Origin of the sequence: Paraburkholderia sp. BR10872 (genome assembly GCF_040965835.1) — a bacterium.
Classification (GTDB): domain Bacteria; phylum Pseudomonadota; class Gammaproteobacteria; order Burkholderiales; family Burkholderiaceae; genus Paraburkholderia; species Paraburkholderia nodosa_A.
Window position 1 is genome coordinate 20,670 of record NZ_JBFRCN010000056.1, and the last position, 21,055, is coordinate 41,724.

Below are 21,055 nucleotides of genomic sequence, written 5' to 3' on the forward strand. Positions count from 1 at the left end.
ACGCAGCGCGCTCACAACGAAGCGGCAAGCGTGGTGCCCTCATGGATGGCCCGCTTGGCGTCGAGTTCGGCAGCCTCGGCAGCACCGCCGATCACGTGCACCTTGCGGCCGGCGGCCAGCAACTGGTCCGCCAGCTCGCGCAGCGGCTCCTGTCCTGCGCAAACCACGACGTTCTCGACAGCGAGGGTTTGCGGCACACCGTCGATGCTCACGTGCAGCCCATCGTCGTCGATGCGCTGATATTCCACCGAGGAGGACATGCCGACGCCGCGCGCCTTCAAGGCCGTCCGGTGAATCCATCCTGTCGTCTTGCCAAGGTTCTCGCCAACCTTCGAGCGCCTGCGTTGCAGCAGATGCACGCTGCGAGCCGCCGGACTCACGACCGCCCGACGCAATCCACCGCGTTCGGCATAGTTCGTATCGACGCCCCATTCGGCGAAGAATTTTTGCGGATCGAGACTCGCGGACTCGCCTTCGTGCACGAGGTACTCGGCCACGTCGAAGCCGATTCCGCCAGCCCCCACAATGGCGACGTCAGATCCCACCGGCTTGCCGTCGCGCAGCACGTCCAGATAGCCCAGCACCTTGGCATGGCTGGCGCCTTCGATGCGCAGCTCGCGCGGCAGAACGCCGGTTGCCACGACCACCTCATCGAAGCCCTCCTGCATCAGCGCTTCGGCGCTCGCACGCGTGCCGAGGCGAAGCTCGACGCCCGTCAATTCGATCTGGCGGCGGAAGTAGCGCAGCGTTTCATTGAACTCTTCCTTGCCCGGCACTTTTTTGGCGATATTGAACTGGCCGCCGATCTCGGTGCTGGCCTCGAAGAGCGTAACGGCATGCCCGCGGCTGGCCGCGGTCACCGCGCAGGCGAGACCGGCCGGACCCGCACCCACGATCGCCACGCGCTTTGGCTGCGCGGCGGGCCGGATGACGATTTCCGTCTCGTGACAGGCGCGCGGATTGACGAGGCAGGACGTGACCTTGCCAGCAAAAGTATGGTCGAGACAAGCCTGATTGCAGCCGATGCAGGTATTGATCTCGTCGGCGCGGCCCTCGCGAGCCTTGCGCACGAATTCGGCATCGGCGAGGAATGGGCGCGCCATCGACACCATGTCGCACGCGCCGTCGGCGAGCAGCTGTTCAGCGAGCTCGGGCGTGTTGATGCGATTGGTGGCGACGAGCGGCACCGCGACCTTCCCCATCAGTTGCTGGGTGACCCAGGCCCAGGCGCCGCGCGGCACCTTGGTGGCGATGGTGGGAATGCGCGCCTCGTGCCAGCCGATGCCCGTATTGATGATGCTGGCGCCCGCCTGCTCGATAGCCTGTGCGAGCTGGATGACTTCCTCCAGCGTCGAGCCGCCCTCGACCAGATCGAGCATCGAAAGCCGGTAGATGATGATGAAATTGCGGCCGACGCGCTCGCGCACGCGGCGCACGATCTCCACCGCGAAACGTATGCGATTCTCGTAACTGCCGCCCCAGCGGTCAGTGCGATGATTGGTACGCATCGCGATGAATTCGTTGATGAGGTAGCCCTCGGAGCCCATGATCTCCACGCCGTCGTAGCCGGCATGTTGCGCGAGGGCTGCGCAGCGGACGAAATCGTCGATGGTTTCTTCAACCTCGTCGTCACTCAGCGCGTGAGGGGTGAACGGATTGATGGGGGCTTGCAGCGCGCTGGGTGCGACCAGCATCGGCTGGTACGAGTAGCGGCCGAAATGCAGGATCTGCATCGCGATCTTGCCGCCTTCCGCGTGAACGGCGCGCGTAATCGTACGGTGCCGCTCGGCTTCCCCCTCTGTCGTCAACATCGCGCCGCCATGCATGGGGCGCGCGCGTTCGTTCGGCGCGATGCCGCCGGTCACGATCAACCCAACTTCGCCACGCGCGCGCTCCGCATAGAACGCGGCCATACGTTCGAAGCCGTTCGGCGCTTCCTCCAGACCGACGTGCATGGAGCCCATCAGCACGCGGTTCTTCAAGGTCGTGAAGCCCAGGTCGAGTGGGCGCAGAAGATGGGGATAGTGATTGGTCATGTTTATGCAACTGGCTGTATGACGGCGAGGTCGATAATGCAACCAGTTGCATAGAGAATCAAGCGATTGCGAGGATTTCGAAAACCTCCTCTATAACGTCTCTTTGATCAGACGTGACTCGCGCACCCCTAGCGCGCCGCGATCCCCTGGGCTCCGGGCGGTACGCCGGTCACCGAACCGATCGGTTCGAGCGTGCCGTCGGGCATCACGCGAAAGCCGCTTACGGCGCCGTTGCCTTCCCGCACATAGAGGAATTTGCTCCGACTGCTGAGCGCCATGTCGAGCGGAGCGCTGAGCGTACCAGCAGCGGCATTGAGCAGGTTGATCTTCCCGTCCGCGGCAATGCGCAGACTGCTGATCGTGCCGCTACCGGCATTGGCAGTAAAGGCGAAACGTCCGTCGCCGGTCGTGACAAGCCAGCAAGGAGCGGCCTGGCCCAGCGGGATCGCCGCGCTGATCGACTCGAGATGTTTGCCGTCTTCGACTTCGTATGAGGAAACGGAACCGGACCCGGCCTCGGAGACGATTGCATATCCGCGTGTCGTGATGGAAAAGCCGAACGGCGTAACGCCGTTCGAGGCATGAGGGGTCGATGTCGAGGCGTAGCCGGTAAAGCCGACAGAATACGTGTCAATGAGTTGCGTGCCCTTTTCGGTCACCAGCAATTCGTTGCCTTCCGGTGCGAACCTGACTTGCGCCGGCTGGGCGGCGGTTCCGCCGGCCAGCGGCCGCTGCGAGCCGGGTAACGCAACGAGGCGCTTGCCGAGTGCGTCGACAAAATAGCCGCTAATGTTCGGCGTGCCGCCGGCGTTGAGCACATACGCGATCGGCCCCTTGACCGTCACGCTGACGGGCATCTGACCGCCCGACGGCTTTCTGTCGAGCAGCGTCAGTTTGCTGCCATCGATTGCGAAAAGCGAAACATCATTGCTGCCGGCATTCACCGCCAGCAGAAAGCCCGAGTCCAACGTCAGCGCGCCCTGCGAGCCCAACGGATCGGCGCCCGTGCCCGCTCCTTTTCCGCCGGTTTGGTAGGTAGCCGCGTAGGTCAGTGTTCCGTTTGTGGCTCGAGCATAGACGAGAACCGAGTTTCCGGAAGGCTGGTTCGACATGACGTAGACGGCCCCGGGCGGATCGACCTCTGAAGCGGCTTGCGCAAAGCTGCTTGAAGCGAATCCCAGCGCTGCGGCGAACGCGATGGTCCGCAAAGGAAACGATGAAGCGAACGTGACAAATGACATGACGAACTCCTTGCCTGGTAGACACGACTTCGTTAGGGGAACTGCCACTGCACTGCGCACTCCTTCTGCTCTCATAGCGTCGTTCGACGATATACAAAGCACACCTTAGTAATGGCGATGGAAAGACCTGTTAGCACCATCCCCGGCGGCTCAAGGCGCGCCGTTGGTCACTCGCGCCGCGCCGATGATCGCACCATCCGTCGACTGGATCAGGATTGCCGCCTGTTCACCGGCCGGCGAAGGAGGCTCGAGTTTCAACGGCGCGCCGGTCCATTCGCCGACGGCCTGTATCGAGCGAACGACGTTGGACTCCCTGAGCGTACGCCCCGTGTTTTCGCCTCGCCCGACGTCGGTGACATGCCCGGTGTCATAGCCAACCAGCAAGACCCGACCGTGGCCGGTGCCGCGTCCCACCATGACTGATAACGTCCCGCCGTGGCGCACACCACTCACATCCACCCCTGCTTCATCCGCTTTCTGCGCGATCGCGATCGCCGCCTCGGCTGCACGTCGATTCGAACCCACCAGTCCCTTCTGGCCGTCGATCACCATTTCGGGCGTGTAGGCGCTCTCACCAAAACGCGCGCTGTACTCGGCCTGGCGCTGCGTGGCGGCTTCCAGCGAGTAGGGGTCGCGCCAGCCCAGGCCGTCCCAGTACGTCACATGAAATGCGAGGGGAAGCACCTCCCGGCGCTCGCGAGATAGCTCAGACAGGTAGGCATCCGCGGGAGGACACGAGGAGCACCCTTCCGAGGTGAACAGCTCGACCACGACCGGCCTGGCTGACGCCACGACGGGCGCGACGAGAAAAAAGAACGCAATAGCAACGAGCCGAACGGACATGATCTGTCTCCAGAACGACAGGACTGCCTCTTAGTTCGCTCGGTTGCGCTTCCCGGTTACAGCTGGAAGGAATTTATTTCGTCGGGCCTCGCACGCCCTTACGGATTGTCCGTGTACGCAGCGCCTGGATCGAGATGGCGCGGAAGCGATGCAATGGCAGGCTTTGGCAGCGGCACGCTGTAGAGAAAGCCCTGCGCAATCTCGCATCCATGGGCATCGAGAAAGGCGGCCTGCTCTATGGTTTCGACGCCTTCTGCAACGACCCGCTGCCCGAGGCAACGTGCGATGGAAAGGATCGCTTTCACGAGTTCGGCATGGCGCCGATCCGTCGTGACTCGCTGCACGAACGTACGATCGATCTTGAGCGTATCAATCGGGAATCGGGTCAAATAGCTGAGTGCGGAATAGCCGGTGCCAAAATCATCGATCGCGATCGATAGACCCATGCTTTCAAATTCGAGAAGCGCGTTCAGAACCGAGTCGTCCTCTTCCAGCAGCAGACTTTCCGTAATCTCGAACTCCAGCCATTCCGGTCGACAACCGGTTTCATCGAGGACATCCTTGACCGTCAGTGCGAGGTCGCGCGACTGAAACTGTCGCGCGAAAAGATTGATCGACACCCTGTGGCGCGCGCCACGCCCGGTATTCCATTCGACGGCCGAGCAACAAGCCTCGCGAAGCACCCACCGCCCAAGATCGACGATAAGACCGGTTTCCTCCGCAAGCGGCACGAACTGATCCGGGCGAATGAAGCCTTCTCCGGGCCGATTCCATCTCAACAGCGCTTCCGAGCCGATGACTTGCGCACCGCGAAGCGTCACCTGGGGCTGGTAATACAACTCGAACTCGCCCAGATCGACTGCGCGCCGCAGCTCTGATTCGAGCGAAAGACGTGCCGTGGCCTCGACGGTCAGGTCCTTTGTGTAAAAGCGAAAGCCGCGGCGCCCTGAGCGCTTCGCAAGGTACATCGCGGAGTCTGCGTATCTCAACAAATCTTTCGCGTCGGTGCTGTCGAGCGGATGCAGCGCGATCCCGACGCTGCACGATATGAAGACTTCTCTGCCGTCGAGCAGGAAAGGTTCGTCGAGCCGCCGGATGATCCTCGCGGAAATTTCCTCGAGGATGCAGCGATCGGCAGTCTCCGGCAGCAGAACGGCGAACTCGTCACCACCAAAGCGGGCCACCGTGTCCCCCACACGCACGCAGGCAACCAGCCGACGCGCGGCCTCACGCAGCAACTCGTCACCGACCGCATGACCCATCGTGTCGTTGACACCCTTGAAGCGGTCCATGTCGATCATCATGACGGCCGTATAGTGGCCGTGCGTGCTGTTCGAGATTGCCTGACGCAATTGCTCGTTGAACAGGACGCGATTCGGCAGCGCCGTTAGCGCATCGAAATACGCCATCCGATGGATCTTTCCTCTGGAAGCGTGCAGTTCCGAGATATCCCGCCCTACGGCAAGGACGGTTTCCACCTTGCCGTCCGCACCCAGTTCCGCTGTCAAGCGGATCAGCTGGCACAGTTCTTTGTTTTCGTCAGGCCCCCAGACCAATTCGAATTCCCTGTCGCTTGCCGTGGCGAATACTTCCCTGAGCTGCTGCTCATAGAGGACGGACCCTGGCCCGCCTGGGTATTCAGCCGGTGTCCTGCCCAGCAGCGCTTGCGCTCCTCCAGTGGCGAGCGCTGCGAACGTTGGATTGACGTAGAGGCGCCGGCAATCCCGTCCGTAACGGGCGACCGTATCGGGCGAGTTTTCAACGAGGGTTCGAAACTCGCGTTCCCGGCGGGCCAGCTTTTCTTCGAAACGGCGCCGCTCACTCATGTCGCGTGCCACGCCGAGGACACCCGCCACCGTCCCCCCTGCACCGAACACCGGCAGACGCCGAGTTTCGAGCAAGGTCCGTTCGCGGGTCGACGGTGCGACCACCCAATCGTCGTTCACGCAAACATGCAGCGCATCGATTGCTGCCTTGTCGCGTTCCCGGAAGTAGTCCGCCAGCTCGGCATCGAAAATGTCGTAATCGGTTTTGCCGAGAATTTCAGCTTTCGGCCGGCCGACAAACTGCTCGAAGCTGTAATTGCAAAGCAGAAAGTTGCCGGCGGTATCCTTCAGCCACACCAGATCCGGAATGGTATGGAGCACGGTCATCAACTGGGCGCGCGCGTCGGACAGTTCACGCGCCTTGTCTTCGAGGCGGCCGTTGAGTTGAAGGATCTTCTCGTATTGAGCCCGCTGCTCGGACTCCGCCCGCTTGCGTTCGGTGATGTCCAGAATCGCACCGATCAAGCCGGCCTGGTGGCCCTCATCGTCGTGGAAGACCGCCTTGCTGAATTCCACATCGCGCACCGCTTTCGTGGCGTTCTGGACCTTGAATTCGTAGCGCTGGATGCCGCCTTTCGCGAACAGCTCCTCGTCCATGGCGAAATAGGTTTGCGCCAGCTCGTGCGGACTCGTCTCAAAGACGGTCTTGCCGATGAATCGTTCCTTGGGGACGCCAAGAAATTCTTCGAACGCCCGATTGAGATGAAGGTACCGCCCTTCCCTGTCTTTCGAAAAGACAGGAATGGGCATCGTATCGAGCAACGATTCGAGAAACGACTCGCGTTCACGGAGCTTTGCCTCCGCACGTTTGCGCGCCGTGATGTTGAAATAGATCGCGAGTACCGCAGGAGCCGAGTCCGGTGTCGGATGGCTCACGAACTGCACGAGGTAATGCTCGCCATGCGTCTGCGGCAGGCCGGCGAATGGGAGTTCCAGTTCGCGCGCAACGCCGGTGATTGCGACTTCGCGAATGGTATCGAGGTACTGCTGCAATGCCTCGGACGAAAACATCCGGGCTTCGGCATTCGTCGCGCAGGCGCCTTCGGATGCAGCCCCCATCATCGCCACGGCTGCGCCATTCATGTCGCGCCGTTGGCCCTGCGCGTCGTAACGGATGACCGGCATAGGCAGGTTGCTGAGCGGCTCGCCGTACTCGCTTTCTGCGTCCATTCCAGGGTTTCTCATGCTGTCAAAGAGAATGTGTGCTCGTACAACGCCATCTACGCACGCGTTCCCGGAACCGGCAACTTCAACATCGCGCAACACGGCATGCCATCCATGCGGTAACGGCAGGATACGGAAATTCTGAAGGGCGTAAAAATGGGAGCCGAGGAATTTCCGGCACGCGCATGACGGGCATTGTCCGCGAATTTATGCAACGCTTGCGTGTGTTATCGATCACGCCTCACTCTGGCATCGCGCTCGACGACATCGATATGTTATATAGGCGCAGTGCCTACTCTCGCCGAACCCGCATGCCGCTCTTCGATCTGCGCACGGTCATCCTGATGTCTTCGGTCATGCCGGGACTCATGGCAATCGCGCTGTTCTCGCTGGCCCGAAGCTTTCCTCAGAACATACGCGGCGTCCGTCATTGGGCATCGGGTGCGCTGGTGGTCAGCGTATCGGTACTCCTCCTCGCGTTTCGTGGCAGCGTGCCGGACTGGCTTTCGATTCTGGTTGCGAACTGCGGAATCGTTTTTGGCGCGGGGCTGGGACTCGTTGGCACCCAGCTCCTCTATGGGTGCCAGCCCAGCTGGCGCTTCGTCTCGTTGCTCGTTTCCGTTGCCGCGGCCGGTATGACCTGGCTGTGGTTGGTCCATCCATCGATTGCGGGCCGCATGATCGTGATCACCGGGGTGCTCGCGGTGCTCTACGGCACGCACGGCGTGGTGATGCTGCGCCTTGGCCGCCCCAGCCGCACGGCGCTTGCCGTTGGCGCACTGCTTCTTGCCGAATGCGCAGTCGCAGCCGCACGCTGCATCTCCATCGGTCTTGCTACGAAGGGCCTACCCGATCTCTTCCATCCTGAATGGATGCAGACGTTCTATCTCACCGCGGGCGCCGCGTTTTCCCTGCTCGTGACAGTGGGTCTTCTGCTGATTGCCATGGAGCGCTTACGTATCCAGCTCGAGCGGCAGTCTTACCGCGATCCGCTGACAGGTTTGCTGAACCGCCGCGCGCTCGCGCTCGCATTCGAAGAGGAACGTGAACTGGCGAAGCGCAACGGGGCCGTGCTCTCCATGCTCCTGATCGACCTCGACCACTTCAAGCGGGTCAACGACGAGCATGGGCACGATATGGGAGACAACGTCCTGATCGACTTCGCGGAACGCGCCAGTGCGGCAATACCGGCGTCAGCCTGTCTCGCGCGCTGGGGAGGCGAAGAGTTCGCCGTGTTGCTGCCCGCACTCTCCCTGCAACAGGCTCACGAACTGGCCGAAGTGGTGCGCACGCGAATCGCTGAGCCCGGCTTCACCGCGCCCGTCATTCGATACACATGCAGCATCGGCGTGGCCTGTCTCGCCGCTGCCGAAGCAACGATCCAGCAGCTGGCGCGCGATGCCGACACGGCGCTCTATCACGCCAAGCATCTCGGCCGTAACCGCGTCGAGATCTGCGACCGCGCATTTGCTGCCTGAAACCGACAGGCAGCGTGGTACGCGACGAAATCAGTTCTTCACCGGGAAATACCAGAGATTGCGGTCGGTATAGCCGAACTGCCTGATGATCGATCCCAGCGTTCCGTCGGCGCGAAGTTCGTCGAGCGTTCGCGACACCGCGTTATTCAGATCGATGTCGCCCTTGCGCAACGCGTAGCGCGCGTATCCATACTCCTGCGGCAGCGGCCTGTAATCAGCCACCATTTGCATTGCGCCAGCTGGATGCTGCTTCAGGAATTGCCCGATCTTGATGTCGTCTTCCATTGCAACGTCGATGCGCCCAGCGATCAGATCGGAGAACTCCGCCTCGCTGCTCGTGTAGAGCTTGAGCTCCTTGAGGTCCTTGCGCCCTTCGAGCAACTGGTGATTGAAGCTCCCGCGCACCGTGCCGACGGTATGGCTTGCAAAGTCGTCCCAGCCATGAATCTTCGACGGATTGCCACGCTGCACCGCGATGCCCGATCCGTACCAGTATGCCGGGCTCGTGAATGCGACGACGCGCAGCCGCTGCTCGTTCTCGTGCAGGTTGTCGACGATGACGTCGGCGCGGCCGGCGAGCAGTGCCGGAATCATCGCGTCGAACGGCACGATATCCCACGTGACCTTCGTGATCTTGAGCCGCTTCGTGATTTCGCGGAAGATGCGCACGTCCGCGCCGTCGAACGTGTGTGTTTTCTCGTCGCGGAAGGTCGACGGCGGGTCGGCGGCGATCACGAGCGTGATGCCGTTCCTGATTGCGCGCGCATACGAGCCGTCTCCGCCTTCGAAGCGCACATCGCTGATTGCGCCGCTATCAGTCGCATGGGCGTTGGACAGCGACGTTGCAACGCCTATCAATATCGATGCAAAAACCTGCGTAGCCTTGCGCATGAAGCACCCCGAATGAGTTAGTTATCCACATGTGGCGAATCGATCGCGTCAATCGCGTTGCTGCCTCTCGCTCGAGGGCGCCGGTCATCGCGCACGCACTGCGGCGTTCGCCGGCCGCGTGGTGCCCATCTTGCGCTCGAGCCAATGCACGGCCAGGGCACTCGGCCAGGAAAACGCCAGGTAAAGCGCGCCGACCAGCGTGAATATCGTGACGTACTGGAAGTTCGTCGACGAGATGATCTGGCCGGTGAACATCAGCTCCTTGACCGTCACGATCGACACGAGCGAGGTGTCCTTGAAGAGCGAAATCGCATAGTTGCCGAGCGGCGGCACGACGATACGGATGGCCTGGGGAAGCACGATCAGGCGCATCGTCTGGCGGCCGGACATGCCGAGCGCCTTCGCGGCTTGCGTCTGGCTCTTCGGCACGGCTTCGATGCCCGCGCGATACACCTCGGCGAGATACGCTGAGTAGTTGATCGACAGCCCGATGACACCCGCCGTGAACGGAGCGAAGCGAATCCCGAACGAAGGCAGCACGAAGTAGATGTAGAACAGTTGCAGCAGCGCGGGCGTGCCGCGAATGACCTCGATATAGACCGACGCAATGGCTCTCGGCAGCCGCGCGCGGCTGATTCTGGCGATGGCGAGCAGCAGGCCGAACGGCAGGCTGAGCGCCAGGATGCTGAAGGTCAGCTCGATGCTCGTGAGCGCCCCTTTGAGCAGATCGGGCAGATAGCTGTTCGCGTCGTGCAGATCGAACAGATCGAAAAAGGTGGTCAGCATGAGGTCCTCGCCCCGTCGCGGGGGCACCGGTGATCCGCCAGGGAGATAGATGCGCGCTAGCTCGCCGCGCCGCGTTGCGGGACAATCTGCGCGCCGAGCATCCGGCTGATGCGCTCGGCATGAGCGCGCAGCGTGCGCCCCAGCGCGTGCAGGTCGTCGTCATCCAGCCCGTTCTTGAGCGTCGTCACGCTGATCGCAGCCACGCCTTCGCCGTCCCGGTTCGTGATTGCCGCGCCGACGCAAACCACGCCCAGATTGTCTTCTTCGTCATCGAATGCGTAGCCGCGCTCGGCGACGAGAATCAGATCCTTCATCAGTTCAGCGGGTGTCAGGCGGGTGTACTCGGTGCGGCGGGGCATGCCGGTATGCGCGAGCAGCTTGACAACGCGCGCCGGCGGCAATAACGCAAGCAGGGATTTGCCGAGCGCCGAGCAATGCGGGAGTTCGCGTTGTCCGAGCGCGGACGCGATCCGCACGATGCCGGGCGCCTCCACCCGGTTGATTGCGACGGCATAGCCGTTGTCGTCGAGCACCGCGAGCCGCGACGTGAGACCGGTCGTGTCGGTCAGCTCGCGCAGAACCGGCATCGCAAGCTGGGAGATGCCGACGTCTGCCGCCGCCCGGTCGCCGAGGTGCACGAGCGCAAAGCCGAGCCGATAGCGCCGTGAGCCGCCAAGGCGTACATCGGTGACGTAATGACGGGCGAGCAAGGTCTGCAATAACTCGAACGCCGTGCTCTTCGACACGCCGATTGCCATCGCAATTTCGGCAACGGTAAGCCCCTCGTTATCGCTGGCCCCCAGTGTCTCCAGGACATCGAGCGCCCGGCTGACGCTGCGAAGCGCGTTGCGCTCGCCAATGGTTTGGTCCGTTTGTGTCATTTGTATTTCGTCTTTTATCCGCTAGCGGGCGGTCGAGCGTTTCAGCCAGCTTAGCGCTGCCAATATTGACAGTCATCAAGGTGGAAACTACCATAAATAATGCGCCGAACGACGTTCGGCCTGGCCGAACAAAATATCTATTCGGCATACAGGACGCCTGATTCGTGGCGTGCCTCACCCAGGTAAATGACAACAGGAGGCCGTAGGGCCGGTGACGCGCTCGGGGCATGTATGCGCGGCGCCATATTCCGACGGCAAATAAAGATGGGAACAGTGTCAGAAAGGGGTTTGGACGGTGGCGGCCAACCGAGAAAGTCGGGTACCTGGTCGTCGCAAGCCGCTCACAGCGATATCCTCCACATCAAATCCGTGATTCAGCGATTGTCTGCAGAGGACCTGAACGAGTCGCGTTTGCCGCCGGCTTATTGGCGAAAGCGCTTGCAGGAAATCATGCAAAGCCATCAATTGTCGAAAAGCCAGTTCGACGAAATCGACCGGCTACTCGCGACATTGAAGGAGTAATGGCACACGGCATCGGCGATGGCTCACAGAGCCGTCTTGCCAACGACTAGCAGGCAAAAAGCGAATTCGCGGCGCGCACCGATTTACGGTCAACAGCCTGCAAGCGCCACTGCCAAGCTGTTTCTCTGCACGCGCTGTTGTCCGGCCAGCTCGCATCGCCATGGCCCGAGTGAACTTCCTGCCGTTCGTTCAGGCTCAGACCGCGCATGATGCAAAGGGGTGCATCGGTTTGCGGAGCGCATAAGACCGTCTCGTCGCCGCCGGCGCGGACGTCGCCCCACGAAGGCAGGTCGACGCCTTCATGTGACTCGCGCGACCAGCGTTTCTGGTCGAGATCGATCCACACAAGGGCGAATTCGTGATTGACTGCCGGGTCAGAACCATTGATCAGGATGGTCAGTCGCATGGACACTCCGTGCAGTGCGGCTAGTGAGTGGGATCGCGGCTCGAATCGCAAGTTGTCAGTCTAGGAGTTCCGCGATGGAACGCAAGCGGATTTTCCATATATTGGGAAAACTCCGTGGTGCGGATACGCACATAACGCGAAGGCCAGGCTGGGACCCGAAGACGTCGGCGTAGCTGCGGTTCGCCCAGGGGTCGGAATCAGTTCTCCGCATCCCGGAGTCCGATCTGGTCTATGCTCACGAAATCATATGATTTGAATCGGGGAGACGACGTGCTTACGTCCGCCAGGGGCGACAAGTTCTGGACCGCCGGCATTTTGCGCCGCATTTATGTTCTCAGGGTCCTCGGCTACGCGATCGGCTCCATACCCGTCCTGGCGTTGCTGCACGTGCAACGTGCGCCGGCGCTGCTCTTCGTTGGCGTCCTTGTCATCTGTCTCGTCTGGCCGCATGTCGCTTATTCGCGGGTACGCAACAACACTGACGACGCACTCCGCAAAGAGAAATGGAACCTGCTGTTCGATTCGGCGTTCGGCGGCTGGCTGGCCGCGGCGGTTCATTTCGAACCGGTTGCAACCGTCGTCATCCTGCTGATGTTTGCGCTCGACACCATGGCCGTGGGTGGTTGGCCGCTCTTCGTGGCCGGTGTGGGTGCGAGTGCGGCGGGCCTGATCGCCGGGGCCGCAATCTTCGGTATCGCCACCACGCCGCTGGACGTACGGATCGCGCCGGTGTGGCTGCCCATCATCTTCATCTATCCACTCCTGTTCGCCAAAACGACCCATGACGTGTCGACCAGGCTTCTCGATCGTTCGCGCCGTTTGCGCGAACTCAGCGAGTGTGACAGCCTGACCCGGCTCGCGAATCGTTCGGCGCTCAGCGCACGATTGCAGGCAGTCCTGACTGACCCCGCCCGCCACGGCGAATCCGTATACGTTGTTTTCCTCGACCTGGACACGTTCAAGACCGTCAATGATGCGCTCGGGCACAGCGTCGGCGATCAGCTGCTCGTCGAAGTCGCCGGTCGTCTGCGGGCCTGCGCCCAACCGGGCGACATGCTTGGTCGTTACGGCGGCGACGAGTTCATGATCGTTGCGCCGCGCGGGCGGGACGACGCGCGCTTCGATCTTCCCGATGCCGTACTCGCGGCAATTGCGAAACCAATGCTCGTCGGCGGGAACGAGCTCGTGGTGAGCGCCAGCGTCGGCATCAGCGTGTTTCCCGCGGACGGAGACAATGTGGAAACGCTGATCTCGTGCGCGGACATGGCGATGTACGCGGCCAAGAGTCATGGCCGCAATTGCTGGGATCGCTATCGGCCTGAAATGGGCGAGAACGCCGACGCAAAGCTCATCCTTTCGGCACGTCTCAGAAAGGCGATCGAAACAGGAACGCTGCGCGTGTACTACCAGCCACAGGTCGACATGCGCAACGGCCGCGTGCTCGGCGTCGAAGCTTTGGTACGTTGGCACGATGAGATATACGGCGACGTCGCCCCGGCCGAATTCGTCTCGATGGCGGAAGCATCGGGATTTGTCGCGATACTCGGCGAGTGGGTGCTGCATGAGGCCTGTCGGCAGTCGGCGCTTTGGAGGCACATGGGGATTGCGCCCGTGCGCCTGTCGGTCAATCTGTCGCCGCTTCAGTTGCAACGCACGGATATGGTCGAGACTTTTCAAACCATTCTGCAGGAGACAGGCGTCGATCCGACGATGCTCGAGCTCGAGGTCACCGAGACTGCATTGATGAAGCAACCGGAGATCGCCGCGCGCCGCCTTCACGAATTTCGCCGCGCGGGTATCCGTATTGCCATCGACGATTTCGGCATGGGCTACTCGAGCCTGAGTCAGTTGCGCGCGCTGCCGGTCGATCGCATCAAGATCGACCGTGCGTTCGTGCAAGGCATCGGGGAAACGGACACGGGTGCGATCGTGAAGGCGATGGTTACGCTTGCGCAAGCGCTCGGTTTATCCGTCATCGCAGAAGGTGTGGAGACGCTCGCGCAACAGGAGTTTCTGCTCGCGCTCGGTTGCATGGAGGCGCAGGGATTCCGCTTCAGCAGGCCGCTCGATGCAGAAAGCATCACGCGTGTACTCGCCGACGGCAGCCCGCTACCGCGGCCATCGCTTGCCACGCTCGGCGAAAACGTCATCGTCTGAGCGACGCGACGCGGACGAAGCCATCGAGATACTCGAGGAGCACGGCGCGGACATCGCAGTCCTGGTGACCGACTTCCGCATGCCGGTCAGCAACGGCGATCAACTGCTGCGCGAAGCCGCCCAACGCTATCCCCGGATCGTGCGGATGCTGGTGACCGCTTACGCCGACAAGGACATGCTGTTGCGGACCGTGAATACGGGAGGCGTATTTCGCATCATCGAAAAGCCGCTGCGGATCGACACGGTACGCGAGACGCTGCGCGAGGCGATTGCGCAGTGGACCGAGCGTGAAACGCGTCAGCATGAATTGCTGGCGATGGATGAAACGCTCGCGTTCCTCGCGCACGAGTTGAACACGTCTTTGGCGACGATCGCACTGATCGCGCAAACCACGACCGTCACCATGCGTTTCGGCACCCGCAAGGAACGCGCGAAAGCCACTGACGCGCACCGGCCGCTAGAACCTCAGTCCTCGCTCGATACACCCGGCTGATCGGCCGGGCTGATCGCAGCCACAAAATATCGATGCAGCGCGTCGGCCGAGCGGTTTCCCAGCGCGGTGGTCTGTTCGAACCAGTCGGTCTCGTCCGGCCATTGGCCATCGAGGACCCGCGGATAGATCTGCTTCGCATACAGGTGCAGCGCTTTCGCGCCGATATTCCCGCTGATACCTAACAGAACGTGCAGCGTCGCGTGCACCGCCCGGATGTCACCGGCCTCCACGCTAGTTGCAAGCTGCGCGAGAAGCGAGCGGATTTGCGCAATGCCCTTGAGGAAGGTCTGATCCAGCATGTCGAGCGAAGCCAGTTCGTCGAGATGCGCCTCATCGAGCAGGTCGCTTTCCGCGATCGCTGCCCGAGTTGCGGCCCGAGTTGCAGCTCGATTGGCAACCTGCATGACCGGCACCGCCGGCCGCTCGCGTTTCTCCGGGGCGCTCGCCACGCGCGAGTGTGCAAACTGTCGCGCGAGACACGCATAGAGCACCCCGACCTGCACCGGTTTCGTCATGACCTCATTCATGCCCGCTGCGAGACAGGTCCTGACTGCCGCCATATCGGACTGGCCGGTCAGGGCCACGATAGGCATCTCGCCATACTCGTCCACGCGGGCGCGAATCCACCCCGCCGCCTCCACGCCATTCATGCCGGGCATGTTCATGTCCATCACGATGGCGTCGACATTGTCACCGCCCTGCAGACGCGCGATCACGCCCTGTCCGTTTTCCGCCTCCACGACGCTGGCGCCACATCGCTCCAGATAGCTCTTCGCGACCATCCGGCTGTAGGTGTCGTCGTCCGCGACGAGAATCGTCTTGCCCGCGAATCCATCGAAGCACGGGTGGCGCAAATGGCGGTCGCCGCTTTCCATGAGCTTTTGCAGCGTACTCACCAGCTCCACCATGCGTATGGACTTGCTGATCGTTGCGTCCATGCCGGCGCCCTTCGCGAGCACGCGAGCCAGGTTGTGAGCTTCGGCCGTATAACCGACCACAAGAAGGCCGCCGCCAGCCAGGTCGGCATCGGAACGGATCTTCTCCGTGGTCGTGTAGCCGTCGAGACCCGGCATATTGATGTCCATCAGCACGAGATCGTAGGCGGAACGCTCTCGAAGGAGCGTCAGCGCGCCTTCACCGCTCTGCGCTTCGACCACCCGGGCGCCCACCCCTGAAAACGCATGGCAGACTTTCTCGCGTATCACCGCGTCATCATCGACAAACAGTATCGTCTTCCCGCTGAAGAACGCCGTGGCGCGCGCGAGAAGCGTCTGCCGGTAAGCCGCGATTTCGCTCTCCGGTATAGCCGGAAACTCGAGCGTAAACTGGGTGAATTTGCCGGGTTCCGAACGGCACTCGATCATGCCGCCGAACGAGCGCATCGCACGCTGGCAGTAAGCAAGTCCCAAACCCGTGCCGGCAGAGTTTCCCTGGGTGCGGAAAGGCTCGAACAGATGGGACATCATCTCGGCTGCAATGCCCGGTCCCGTGTCGTGAACGATCACCTTGTTCCGGTCGACAGTCAGCGTGAGCGTTGCCGTGGGATGCGCCGCCATGTGATGCAGCGCATTCTTGATCAGATTGAACAAGGTAAACAGATAGACGGTCTCGTCCACCTTGAAGGTGAAGTCTTCGAGGACCATCAGTTTGACGCGGCTGCGCTCTTTTCTGCCGCCAAAACCGTACTCGTCGATCGCCTTGCGTGTCGCCTCCGCCGCGCTCGCATAGTTGAGATTGTCCGACTGCATGGGCTTGGCGCTGACTTCATCGAGCGTCATCGCAATGATTCTGAGCCCGCGGTCGATCGCCAGCTGTCCGTGCGCGACGTGCTGCGAAAGCGAAGCCACTGCGTCGACGGGCAACGCCGGCGAGGGCTTCGACTCGGCCATCGCGGGCAGCGCCTCCTCGACGCGATCGAGCACGTACCTGAGCTGGCTGAGCGGATTCCTCATTTCATGGGCGATCGTGCCCGCAAGCGCCCGAAGTGCGCCGTTCTTGGCCTGCGCCGTGATCCCCCGCATGTTGCTGTAGCTGAACGTCAGGCCCGCGCAGATGCCGAACGCGAAAACCGGCAGGTAGGTGTAGAGCAGCAAATGGCCGTCGACGTGCAGGGACTCCGGAGTGACGATCCACGCGCAGAGGATGGCGAGGCCAACCCCGAGCGCGAGGTTCAGCGCCAGCGCGACGAACGACGGAAAAATCGCGATCAGGAAAAACATCATCCCGACTTCCGCCATCGACCAGATCATCGAATAGTGGCCGGTGATCAGGTAGTAGGTGAAAAAGAACGGTAGCGTATAAGCTACCGTCAGGAAGTAATACCACGGCAGGAAAGGCACTGCTGCTGCGGGCCAGAAGCGGCGCAGCAGCAACAGCAGACAGGCGAGCGCGCCGATAACGCGCATCAGCGTGCTTTCATTGGGCTGGGGGTCGATGTACGTCCACCACAACCAGTACAGCGGATGCCCGATGGTCCCGATGACGCCCACCGCCAGCACGCTAAGGTCCGACAATCCATACGCGTCGCGGACCCGCTGCATCAGATAGCGAACGCCTCCTGCCATGCCTTTCATATCGTTCTCGTTAGACTGATACCGAGCCTCAGAACAGGAAGCTGCTCACGTTGAACGACATGCCGGCGCTGCCGACCCAGCACAACGCCCTGTCTCCGCGCTTCAGCTTCCCCGTCTCCTTGGCCATTGAAATCGCAGCCGGAATCGACGCGGAAACGAGATTCCCGGTATCCGGATAGATGTGATACATCTTATCGTCGATGCCTGCCTTCACGCCGTAGCCGTGCCACGCGGCCTTGGAGGAGGCATGCGTAAACACGATGTCGATGTCTTTTTTGGGAACAGAGAGTCTGGAGAAGACTTCGGTAAGCTCATCTGAATTTTTGTGCAGTTCGTGGCCGAACGAGGTAAACCGCATTTCGCCGTTCTTGCCGATACGGTCGGTGGGGTGGCAATACCCCTCGTAACCAGGAATCGGAATCGTGCACAGGTCCGAAACATCCGGCTTGCCGCGAAACGCAAAGCTGAAGTTATCCGGCTCCTTCGCCACCACCAGCGTGGCCGTCGCCGCTTCGCCTATCGTAAACGACGGCAAGGTATATTCGACCTGGGCGTGATGCTTGAGCGCAAAATTCGAAGGATAGAGCGGCCCCCCAGCGAGCATATTGAATTCGGCATTCACGATCATCGCGTTCTTATACTGGCCAGTCTTGAAGAGACTGTCGACGATCGACATGGCCCGCGTCCAGCTCATGCAGGCATCGACCACATCGAAGCATTCGGCGTTTCCAAAGCCGAGCGTGCTCGCCATCATGTGGCTGTTGCCCGGCTCGAGAAACCCGCGACCGATGCCGACGAAGATGAACAGCTCGATGTGCTCCGGCCTCAGATAGGTTTCCGATAACACCTTGCGCGTCGCCATCGCAACGTGATCGATGGGCGACTCATGGCTGTCGCACCAGCGACGATGGACCAGGCCGCTGCGGTCAAGCAGCGTCTTGATGGTTCGCACGGTCCTGTCGATGTCGCCATCGAAAGCGGTAGAGTGGGACCGGATCATATCGACGACTTCTTCGTTCGTGACGACCCTCGAAGGGAGACTGACTGCGACGTTCTTGATAAGCATAGAGAATCCGTGAATCGCGAAAAGATGGATGGGTAAAGGTCTCGCGCGTGTGGCACGCGGATACCTGGACACCAGATATCCGGCCGGACGGCCCCCGTACGTTAGCGCCCCCACCGTTTATCACGAATTCCCCCCCTTCCCTACGCGTTGACTTTCAGCGGCCGGGCCTCGATTGCCTGGGGCTTGTACCCATACGTTCAGGAGCGTGCCCGCCGCTCTCCAATCCTTTCAATTCATCTTCCAACTGCCGGCGCCATTCGGCCATGGCTCAGGCTTCGCAGATCATGTTCGATGCTTACTTTGCGGGAGTCACCCCGGACGGATTATCGGCAACAGTGAGTGAAACTTGAGAGTCGAGATCCTGCAAGCGGACAAGAACTGCGCGCCCACCCGCTGTCTTTCAAAATTTGAGTGAGTTTCCGGAAACGCCGCAGGACGAGTGACAGACCGACATTGACATTCCACTCGTGTAACTGGAGGCGATCGAGCGCGGCGACTATCTGGTCGCCGCGGTCCGGGTGGCTATCGGTCCAACGCGCGCTTTAGCCGAATCGCGCGGGCAAATACGGCGTGGGATCGATGAACGGCGTTTCGCCGACGATCTGCTCGGCGACGAGGCGCGCCGTGACGGGCCCGAGCGTAAGCCCATGATGATTGTGACCGAATGCGAACCACAGTCCCGCATGGCGCGGGGCAGGCCCAAGCAGCGGGCGCATGTCGGGCGTGCAGGGGCGCAGGCCCATCCACGGCGTTTCGTCCAGCCGCGCGCCGAGGCCGAACACGGGGCGCGCCTCGCGCTCGGCGGCGTCGAGCTGCGCGTAGTTGGGCGGACGCTCGCGCGTGGCAAGCTCTACGCCCGTGGTCAGACGCAGGCCGCGACGCATCGGCGCGACCACATAACCGCCTTCGATATCCACCACCGGACGCACGAGCGGCGTACGCGCCTCGCTCGCGTAGTGCATGTGATAGCCGCGCTTGACCATGAGCGGCACGCGGTAGCCGAGCGGCTGCGTCACGAGATCCGACCAGGGGCCGAGCGCCACGACCGCAAGCTCGGCGCTCACCGGTCCTGCGTCGGTCTGCACTCGCCAGCCCTTGCCGTCGGGCATCAGCGTGCGCGCGTCGCCCTGTGCAAATGCACCGCCTTCACGCAGGAACAGTTGCGCATAACCCTTCGTCAGCGCGCCAGGATCCGCCACGCTCGCGGGATCGATCCAGTGAATCGCGCCCGCATAGCCCGCGCTCAGAGAAGGTTCCAGTGCGATGAGGCCCGGCGCGTCGAACATTTGCACATGCAGGCCGTGTGCGTCGGCCACGCCCTGCGCCGCGCGCATTTCGCGCTCGAAGCCGGCGGGCGAGCGCCACGCTTCGAGCCAGCCGACGGGCCGCACGATATCGCGCAAGCCCGCGCGCGCGATCAGCGCGTCGTGCTCGGCCACGCTGCGCTCGATGAGCGGCAGCATGTCCCGCGCAGCATGCGCGAGCCGCGCCGGCGACGACTCGCGCCAGAACGACGCGAGCCAGCGCGCGCAGGCGGGCAACGAACGCACGTCGTAGCGCAGCACGGTCGAGTCGTTGCGCACGAGGCGCAGCAGCGTGCGCCAGTCGCGTGGAAAGCCATACGGCACCACCGACGACGACTCGATCAACCCCGCGTTGCCATGGCTCGTTTCCTCGCCGGGCCCGCGCCGGTCGACGAGCGTGACCTGCACGCCGCGCGCCTGCAGATGCAGCGCGACGCTCACGCCGACGATGCCCGCACCGAGAACGATTGCGCTCTGGCTCATGAATCGGCTCTGGATTCCAAAGTGATCGACATCACTTCGCGACGATATCGCGGCCGAAATACTTCATCGACAGCTTCGTGAGCGTACCGTCCTGGCGCAGCGAATCGATCGCGGCCACCACCTTCGCCTTGAGCGCCGCGTCGTCCTTGCGCATGCCGAAGCCCGTGCCTTCGCCGAGCGTGGCCGGGTCCTTGAGCGGCGCGCCCGCAAATTCGAAGCCCTTGCCCTGCGGTTTCGAGAGGAAGCCGTCCGTGGCGGTCTGCACTTCCTGCACCGCGCCGTCCAGGCGCCCGGCCGCGAGGTCCGCGAAAATCTGGTCCTGGTTCTCGTAGGTGACGACGTTCACGCCCTGCGTGCCCCAGTGCTTGCGGACATAGTCTTCCTGCGTCGAGCCTTGCAGCACGCCAACCGACTTGCCCTTCAGGCTCGCGGGCGTGGGCTGCAGGCCCGAGCCGCTCTTTGCGACCATCTGGATCGGCATCACGTAGATGGCGGGCGTGAAGGCGATCTGCTGACGCCGCTTATCGGTGATGTTCATGGCCGAATTGATGATGTCGAACTTGCGCGCCTCGAGCGCGGCGATCAGGCCGTCGAAGCTGTTCTCCACCCATACGCACTTCATCTGCAGTTTCTGGCACACCGCGTTGCCGATATCGATGTCGAAGCCTTGCAGATCGCCCGAAGGCGTCTTGCTCTCGAACGGCGGATAGGCGGCCTCCACGCCGAAGCGCAGCGTTTTCGGGTCCTGCGCGTGCGCCGCGCCCGCCGTCATGCCCGCGAGGCACGCAAGGCTGGCCGCAGCCGCAAAGCGAATCATCTTCCTGTTCATCGTCGTCACCCAATTCGTAATAAGTGTCTGTTCAAGTGTGCTGCGCTTCGTGCGGCGCCCTTTCACGAGGGCCGCG

At 62.1% G+C, this 21,055-nt stretch carries 14 protein-coding genes and 1 pseudogene; 3 read left to right on the plus strand and 12 right to left on the minus strand.

The window, feature by feature from the left end; genetic code table 11:
* Positions 1-11 precede the first annotated feature (11 nt).
* From AB4Y43_RS32420 to AB4Y43_RS32435, 4 genes are all read right to left on the minus strand, one after another.
* Positions 12-2,036, minus strand: coding sequence for an NADPH-dependent 2,4-dienoyl-CoA reductase (locus AB4Y43_RS32420; RefSeq protein ID WP_342948132.1), 2,025 nt, complete (start codon positions 2,034-2,036; stop codon positions 12-14).
* A 128-nt stretch (positions 2,037-2,164) separates the two neighbouring features.
* On the minus strand, positions 2,165-3,277 hold the full coding sequence (locus AB4Y43_RS32425; RefSeq protein ID WP_342948133.1) for a beta-propeller fold lactonase family protein: 1,113 nt from the start codon (positions 3,275-3,277) through the stop codon (positions 2,165-2,167).
* A gap of 150 nt (positions 3,278-3,427) precedes the next feature.
* Positions 3,428-4,120 carry a DUF1223 domain-containing protein gene (locus AB4Y43_RS32430; RefSeq protein WP_368617532.1) on the minus strand — a complete coding sequence of 231 codons (693 nt, stop codon included), beginning with the start codon at positions 4,118-4,120 and terminating at the stop codon, positions 3,428-3,430.
* A 98-nt stretch (positions 4,121-4,218) separates the two neighbouring features.
* A complete protein-coding gene (locus tag AB4Y43_RS32435) occupies positions 4,219-7,116 on the minus strand; it encodes an EAL domain-containing protein (RefSeq protein ID WP_368729653.1) in 2,898 nt (965 codons plus the stop codon).
* A 32-nt stretch (positions 7,117-7,148) separates the two neighbouring features.
* Here AB4Y43_RS32435 and AB4Y43_RS32440 point away from each other — a divergent pair, with 32 nt between their 5' ends.
* Positions 7,149-8,588 (plus strand): GGDEF domain-containing protein, encoded by a 1,440-nt coding sequence (locus AB4Y43_RS32440; RefSeq protein ID WP_368729654.1) that lies wholly within the window; start codon positions 7,149-7,151, stop codon positions 8,586-8,588.
* Between the two features lie 30 nt (positions 8,589-8,618).
* Here the strand turns inward: AB4Y43_RS32440 and AB4Y43_RS32445 are convergent, their stop codons facing one another.
* From AB4Y43_RS32445 to AB4Y43_RS32460, 4 genes are all read right to left on the minus strand, one after another.
* Positions 8,619-9,479 carry a substrate-binding periplasmic protein gene (locus AB4Y43_RS32445; RefSeq protein WP_368729655.1) on the minus strand — a complete coding sequence of 287 codons (861 nt, stop codon included), beginning with the start codon at positions 9,477-9,479 and terminating at the stop codon, positions 8,619-8,621.
* An 84-nt stretch (positions 9,480-9,563) separates the two neighbouring features.
* Positions 9,564-10,265: an ectoine/hydroxyectoine ABC transporter permease subunit EhuD gene (gene ehuD, locus AB4Y43_RS32450; RefSeq protein WP_342948138.1), complete on the minus strand. Its 702-nt coding sequence runs from the start codon at positions 10,263-10,265 to the stop codon at positions 9,564-9,566.
* 56 nt (positions 10,266-10,321) lie between these two features.
* The gene (locus AB4Y43_RS32455) at positions 10,322-11,146 is read right to left on the minus strand and encodes an IclR family transcriptional regulator (RefSeq protein WP_083245058.1); all 825 of its coding nucleotides are present in this window, start codon (positions 11,144-11,146) and stop codon (positions 10,322-10,324) included.
* Between the two features lie 568 nt (positions 11,147-11,714).
* Positions 11,715-12,074, minus strand: a complete 360-nt coding sequence (locus AB4Y43_RS32460; RefSeq protein WP_368617528.1) for a DUF3564 family protein — start codon at positions 12,072-12,074, stop codon at positions 11,715-11,717.
* A gap of 270 nt (positions 12,075-12,344) precedes the next feature.
* Here AB4Y43_RS32460 and AB4Y43_RS32465 point away from each other — a divergent pair, with 270 nt between their 5' ends.
* Positions 12,345-14,231 (plus strand): putative bifunctional diguanylate cyclase/phosphodiesterase, encoded by a 1,887-nt coding sequence (locus AB4Y43_RS32465; protein WP_368729656.1) that lies wholly within the window; start codon positions 12,345-12,347, stop codon positions 14,229-14,231.
* Positions 14,232-14,235: 4 nt separating this feature from the next.
* Positions 14,236-14,622 (plus strand): annotated as a pseudogene (locus AB4Y43_RS32470) (response regulator); the annotation flags it as partial.
* A gap of 74 nt (positions 14,623-14,696) precedes the next feature.
* Here AB4Y43_RS32470 and AB4Y43_RS32475 read toward each other — a convergent pair.
* The 4 genes from AB4Y43_RS32475 to AB4Y43_RS32490 form a co-directional block, all read right to left on the minus strand.
* Positions 14,697-17,288 (minus strand): hybrid sensor histidine kinase/response regulator, encoded by a 2,592-nt coding sequence (locus AB4Y43_RS32475; protein ID WP_368729657.1) that lies wholly within the window; start codon positions 17,286-17,288, stop codon positions 14,697-14,699.
* Positions 17,289-17,325: 37 nt separating this feature from the next.
* A complete protein-coding gene (locus tag AB4Y43_RS32480; RefSeq protein ID WP_069262111.1) occupies positions 17,326-18,363 on the minus strand; it encodes a 3-oxoacyl-[acyl-carrier-protein] synthase III C-terminal domain-containing protein in 1,038 nt (345 codons plus the stop codon).
* Between the two features lie 542 nt (positions 18,364-18,905).
* Entirely contained in the window at positions 18,906-20,150 is a 1,245-nt protein-coding gene (locus AB4Y43_RS32485) for an NAD(P)/FAD-dependent oxidoreductase (protein WP_368729658.1), read from the minus strand.
* Between the two features lie 31 nt (positions 20,151-20,181).
* On the minus strand, positions 20,182-20,979 hold the full coding sequence (locus AB4Y43_RS32490) for an ABC transporter substrate-binding protein (RefSeq protein WP_368729659.1): 798 nt from the start codon (positions 20,977-20,979) through the stop codon (positions 20,182-20,184).
* Positions 20,980-21,055 lie beyond the last annotated feature (76 nt).

What these genes read in the sequence shown, in the direction of transcription:
- AB4Y43_RS32420 (WP_342948132.1), bottom strand. Translation starts at nt 2,036, where the DNA reads ATGACCAATCACTATCCCCATCTTCTGCGCCCACTCGACCTGGGCTTC.
- AB4Y43_RS32425 (WP_342948133.1), bottom strand. Translation starts at nt 3,277, where the DNA reads ATGTCATTTGTCACGTTCGCTTCATCGTTTCCTTTGCGGACCATCGCG.
- AB4Y43_RS32430 (WP_368617532.1), bottom strand. Translation starts at nt 4,120, where the DNA reads ATGTCCGTTCGGCTCGTTGCTATTGCGTTCTTTTTTCTCGTCGCGCCC.
- AB4Y43_RS32435 (WP_368729653.1), bottom strand. Translation starts at nt 7,116, where the DNA reads ATGGACGCAGAAAGCGAGTACGGCGAGCCGCTCAGCAACCTGCCTATG.
- AB4Y43_RS32445 (WP_368729655.1), bottom strand. Translation starts at nt 9,479, where the DNA reads ATGCGCAAGGCTACGCAGGTTTTTGCATCGATATTGATAGGCGTTGCA.
- ehuD (WP_342948138.1), bottom strand. Translation starts at nt 10,265, where the DNA reads ATGCTGACCACCTTTTTCGATCTGTTCGATCTGCACGACGCGAACAGC.
- AB4Y43_RS32455 (WP_083245058.1), bottom strand. Translation starts at nt 11,146, where the DNA reads ATGACACAAACGGACCAAACCATTGGCGAGCGCAACGCGCTTCGCAGC.
- AB4Y43_RS32460 (WP_368617528.1), bottom strand. Translation starts at nt 12,074, where the DNA reads ATGCGACTGACCATCCTGATCAATGGTTCTGACCCGGCAGTCAATCAC.
- AB4Y43_RS32475 (WP_368729657.1), bottom strand. Translation starts at nt 17,288, where the DNA reads ATGGCAGGAGGCGTTCGCTATCTGATGCAGCGGGTCCGCGACGCGTAT.
- AB4Y43_RS32480 (WP_069262111.1), bottom strand. Translation starts at nt 18,363, where the DNA reads ATGCTTATCAAGAACGTCGCAGTCAGTCTCCCTTCGAGGGTCGTCACG.
- AB4Y43_RS32485 (WP_368729658.1), bottom strand. Translation starts at nt 20,150, where the DNA reads ATGAGCCAGAGCGCAATCGTTCTCGGTGCGGGCATCGTCGGCGTGAGC.
- AB4Y43_RS32490 (WP_368729659.1), bottom strand. Translation starts at nt 20,979, where the DNA reads ATGAACAGGAAGATGATTCGCTTTGCGGCTGCGGCCAGCCTTGCGTGC.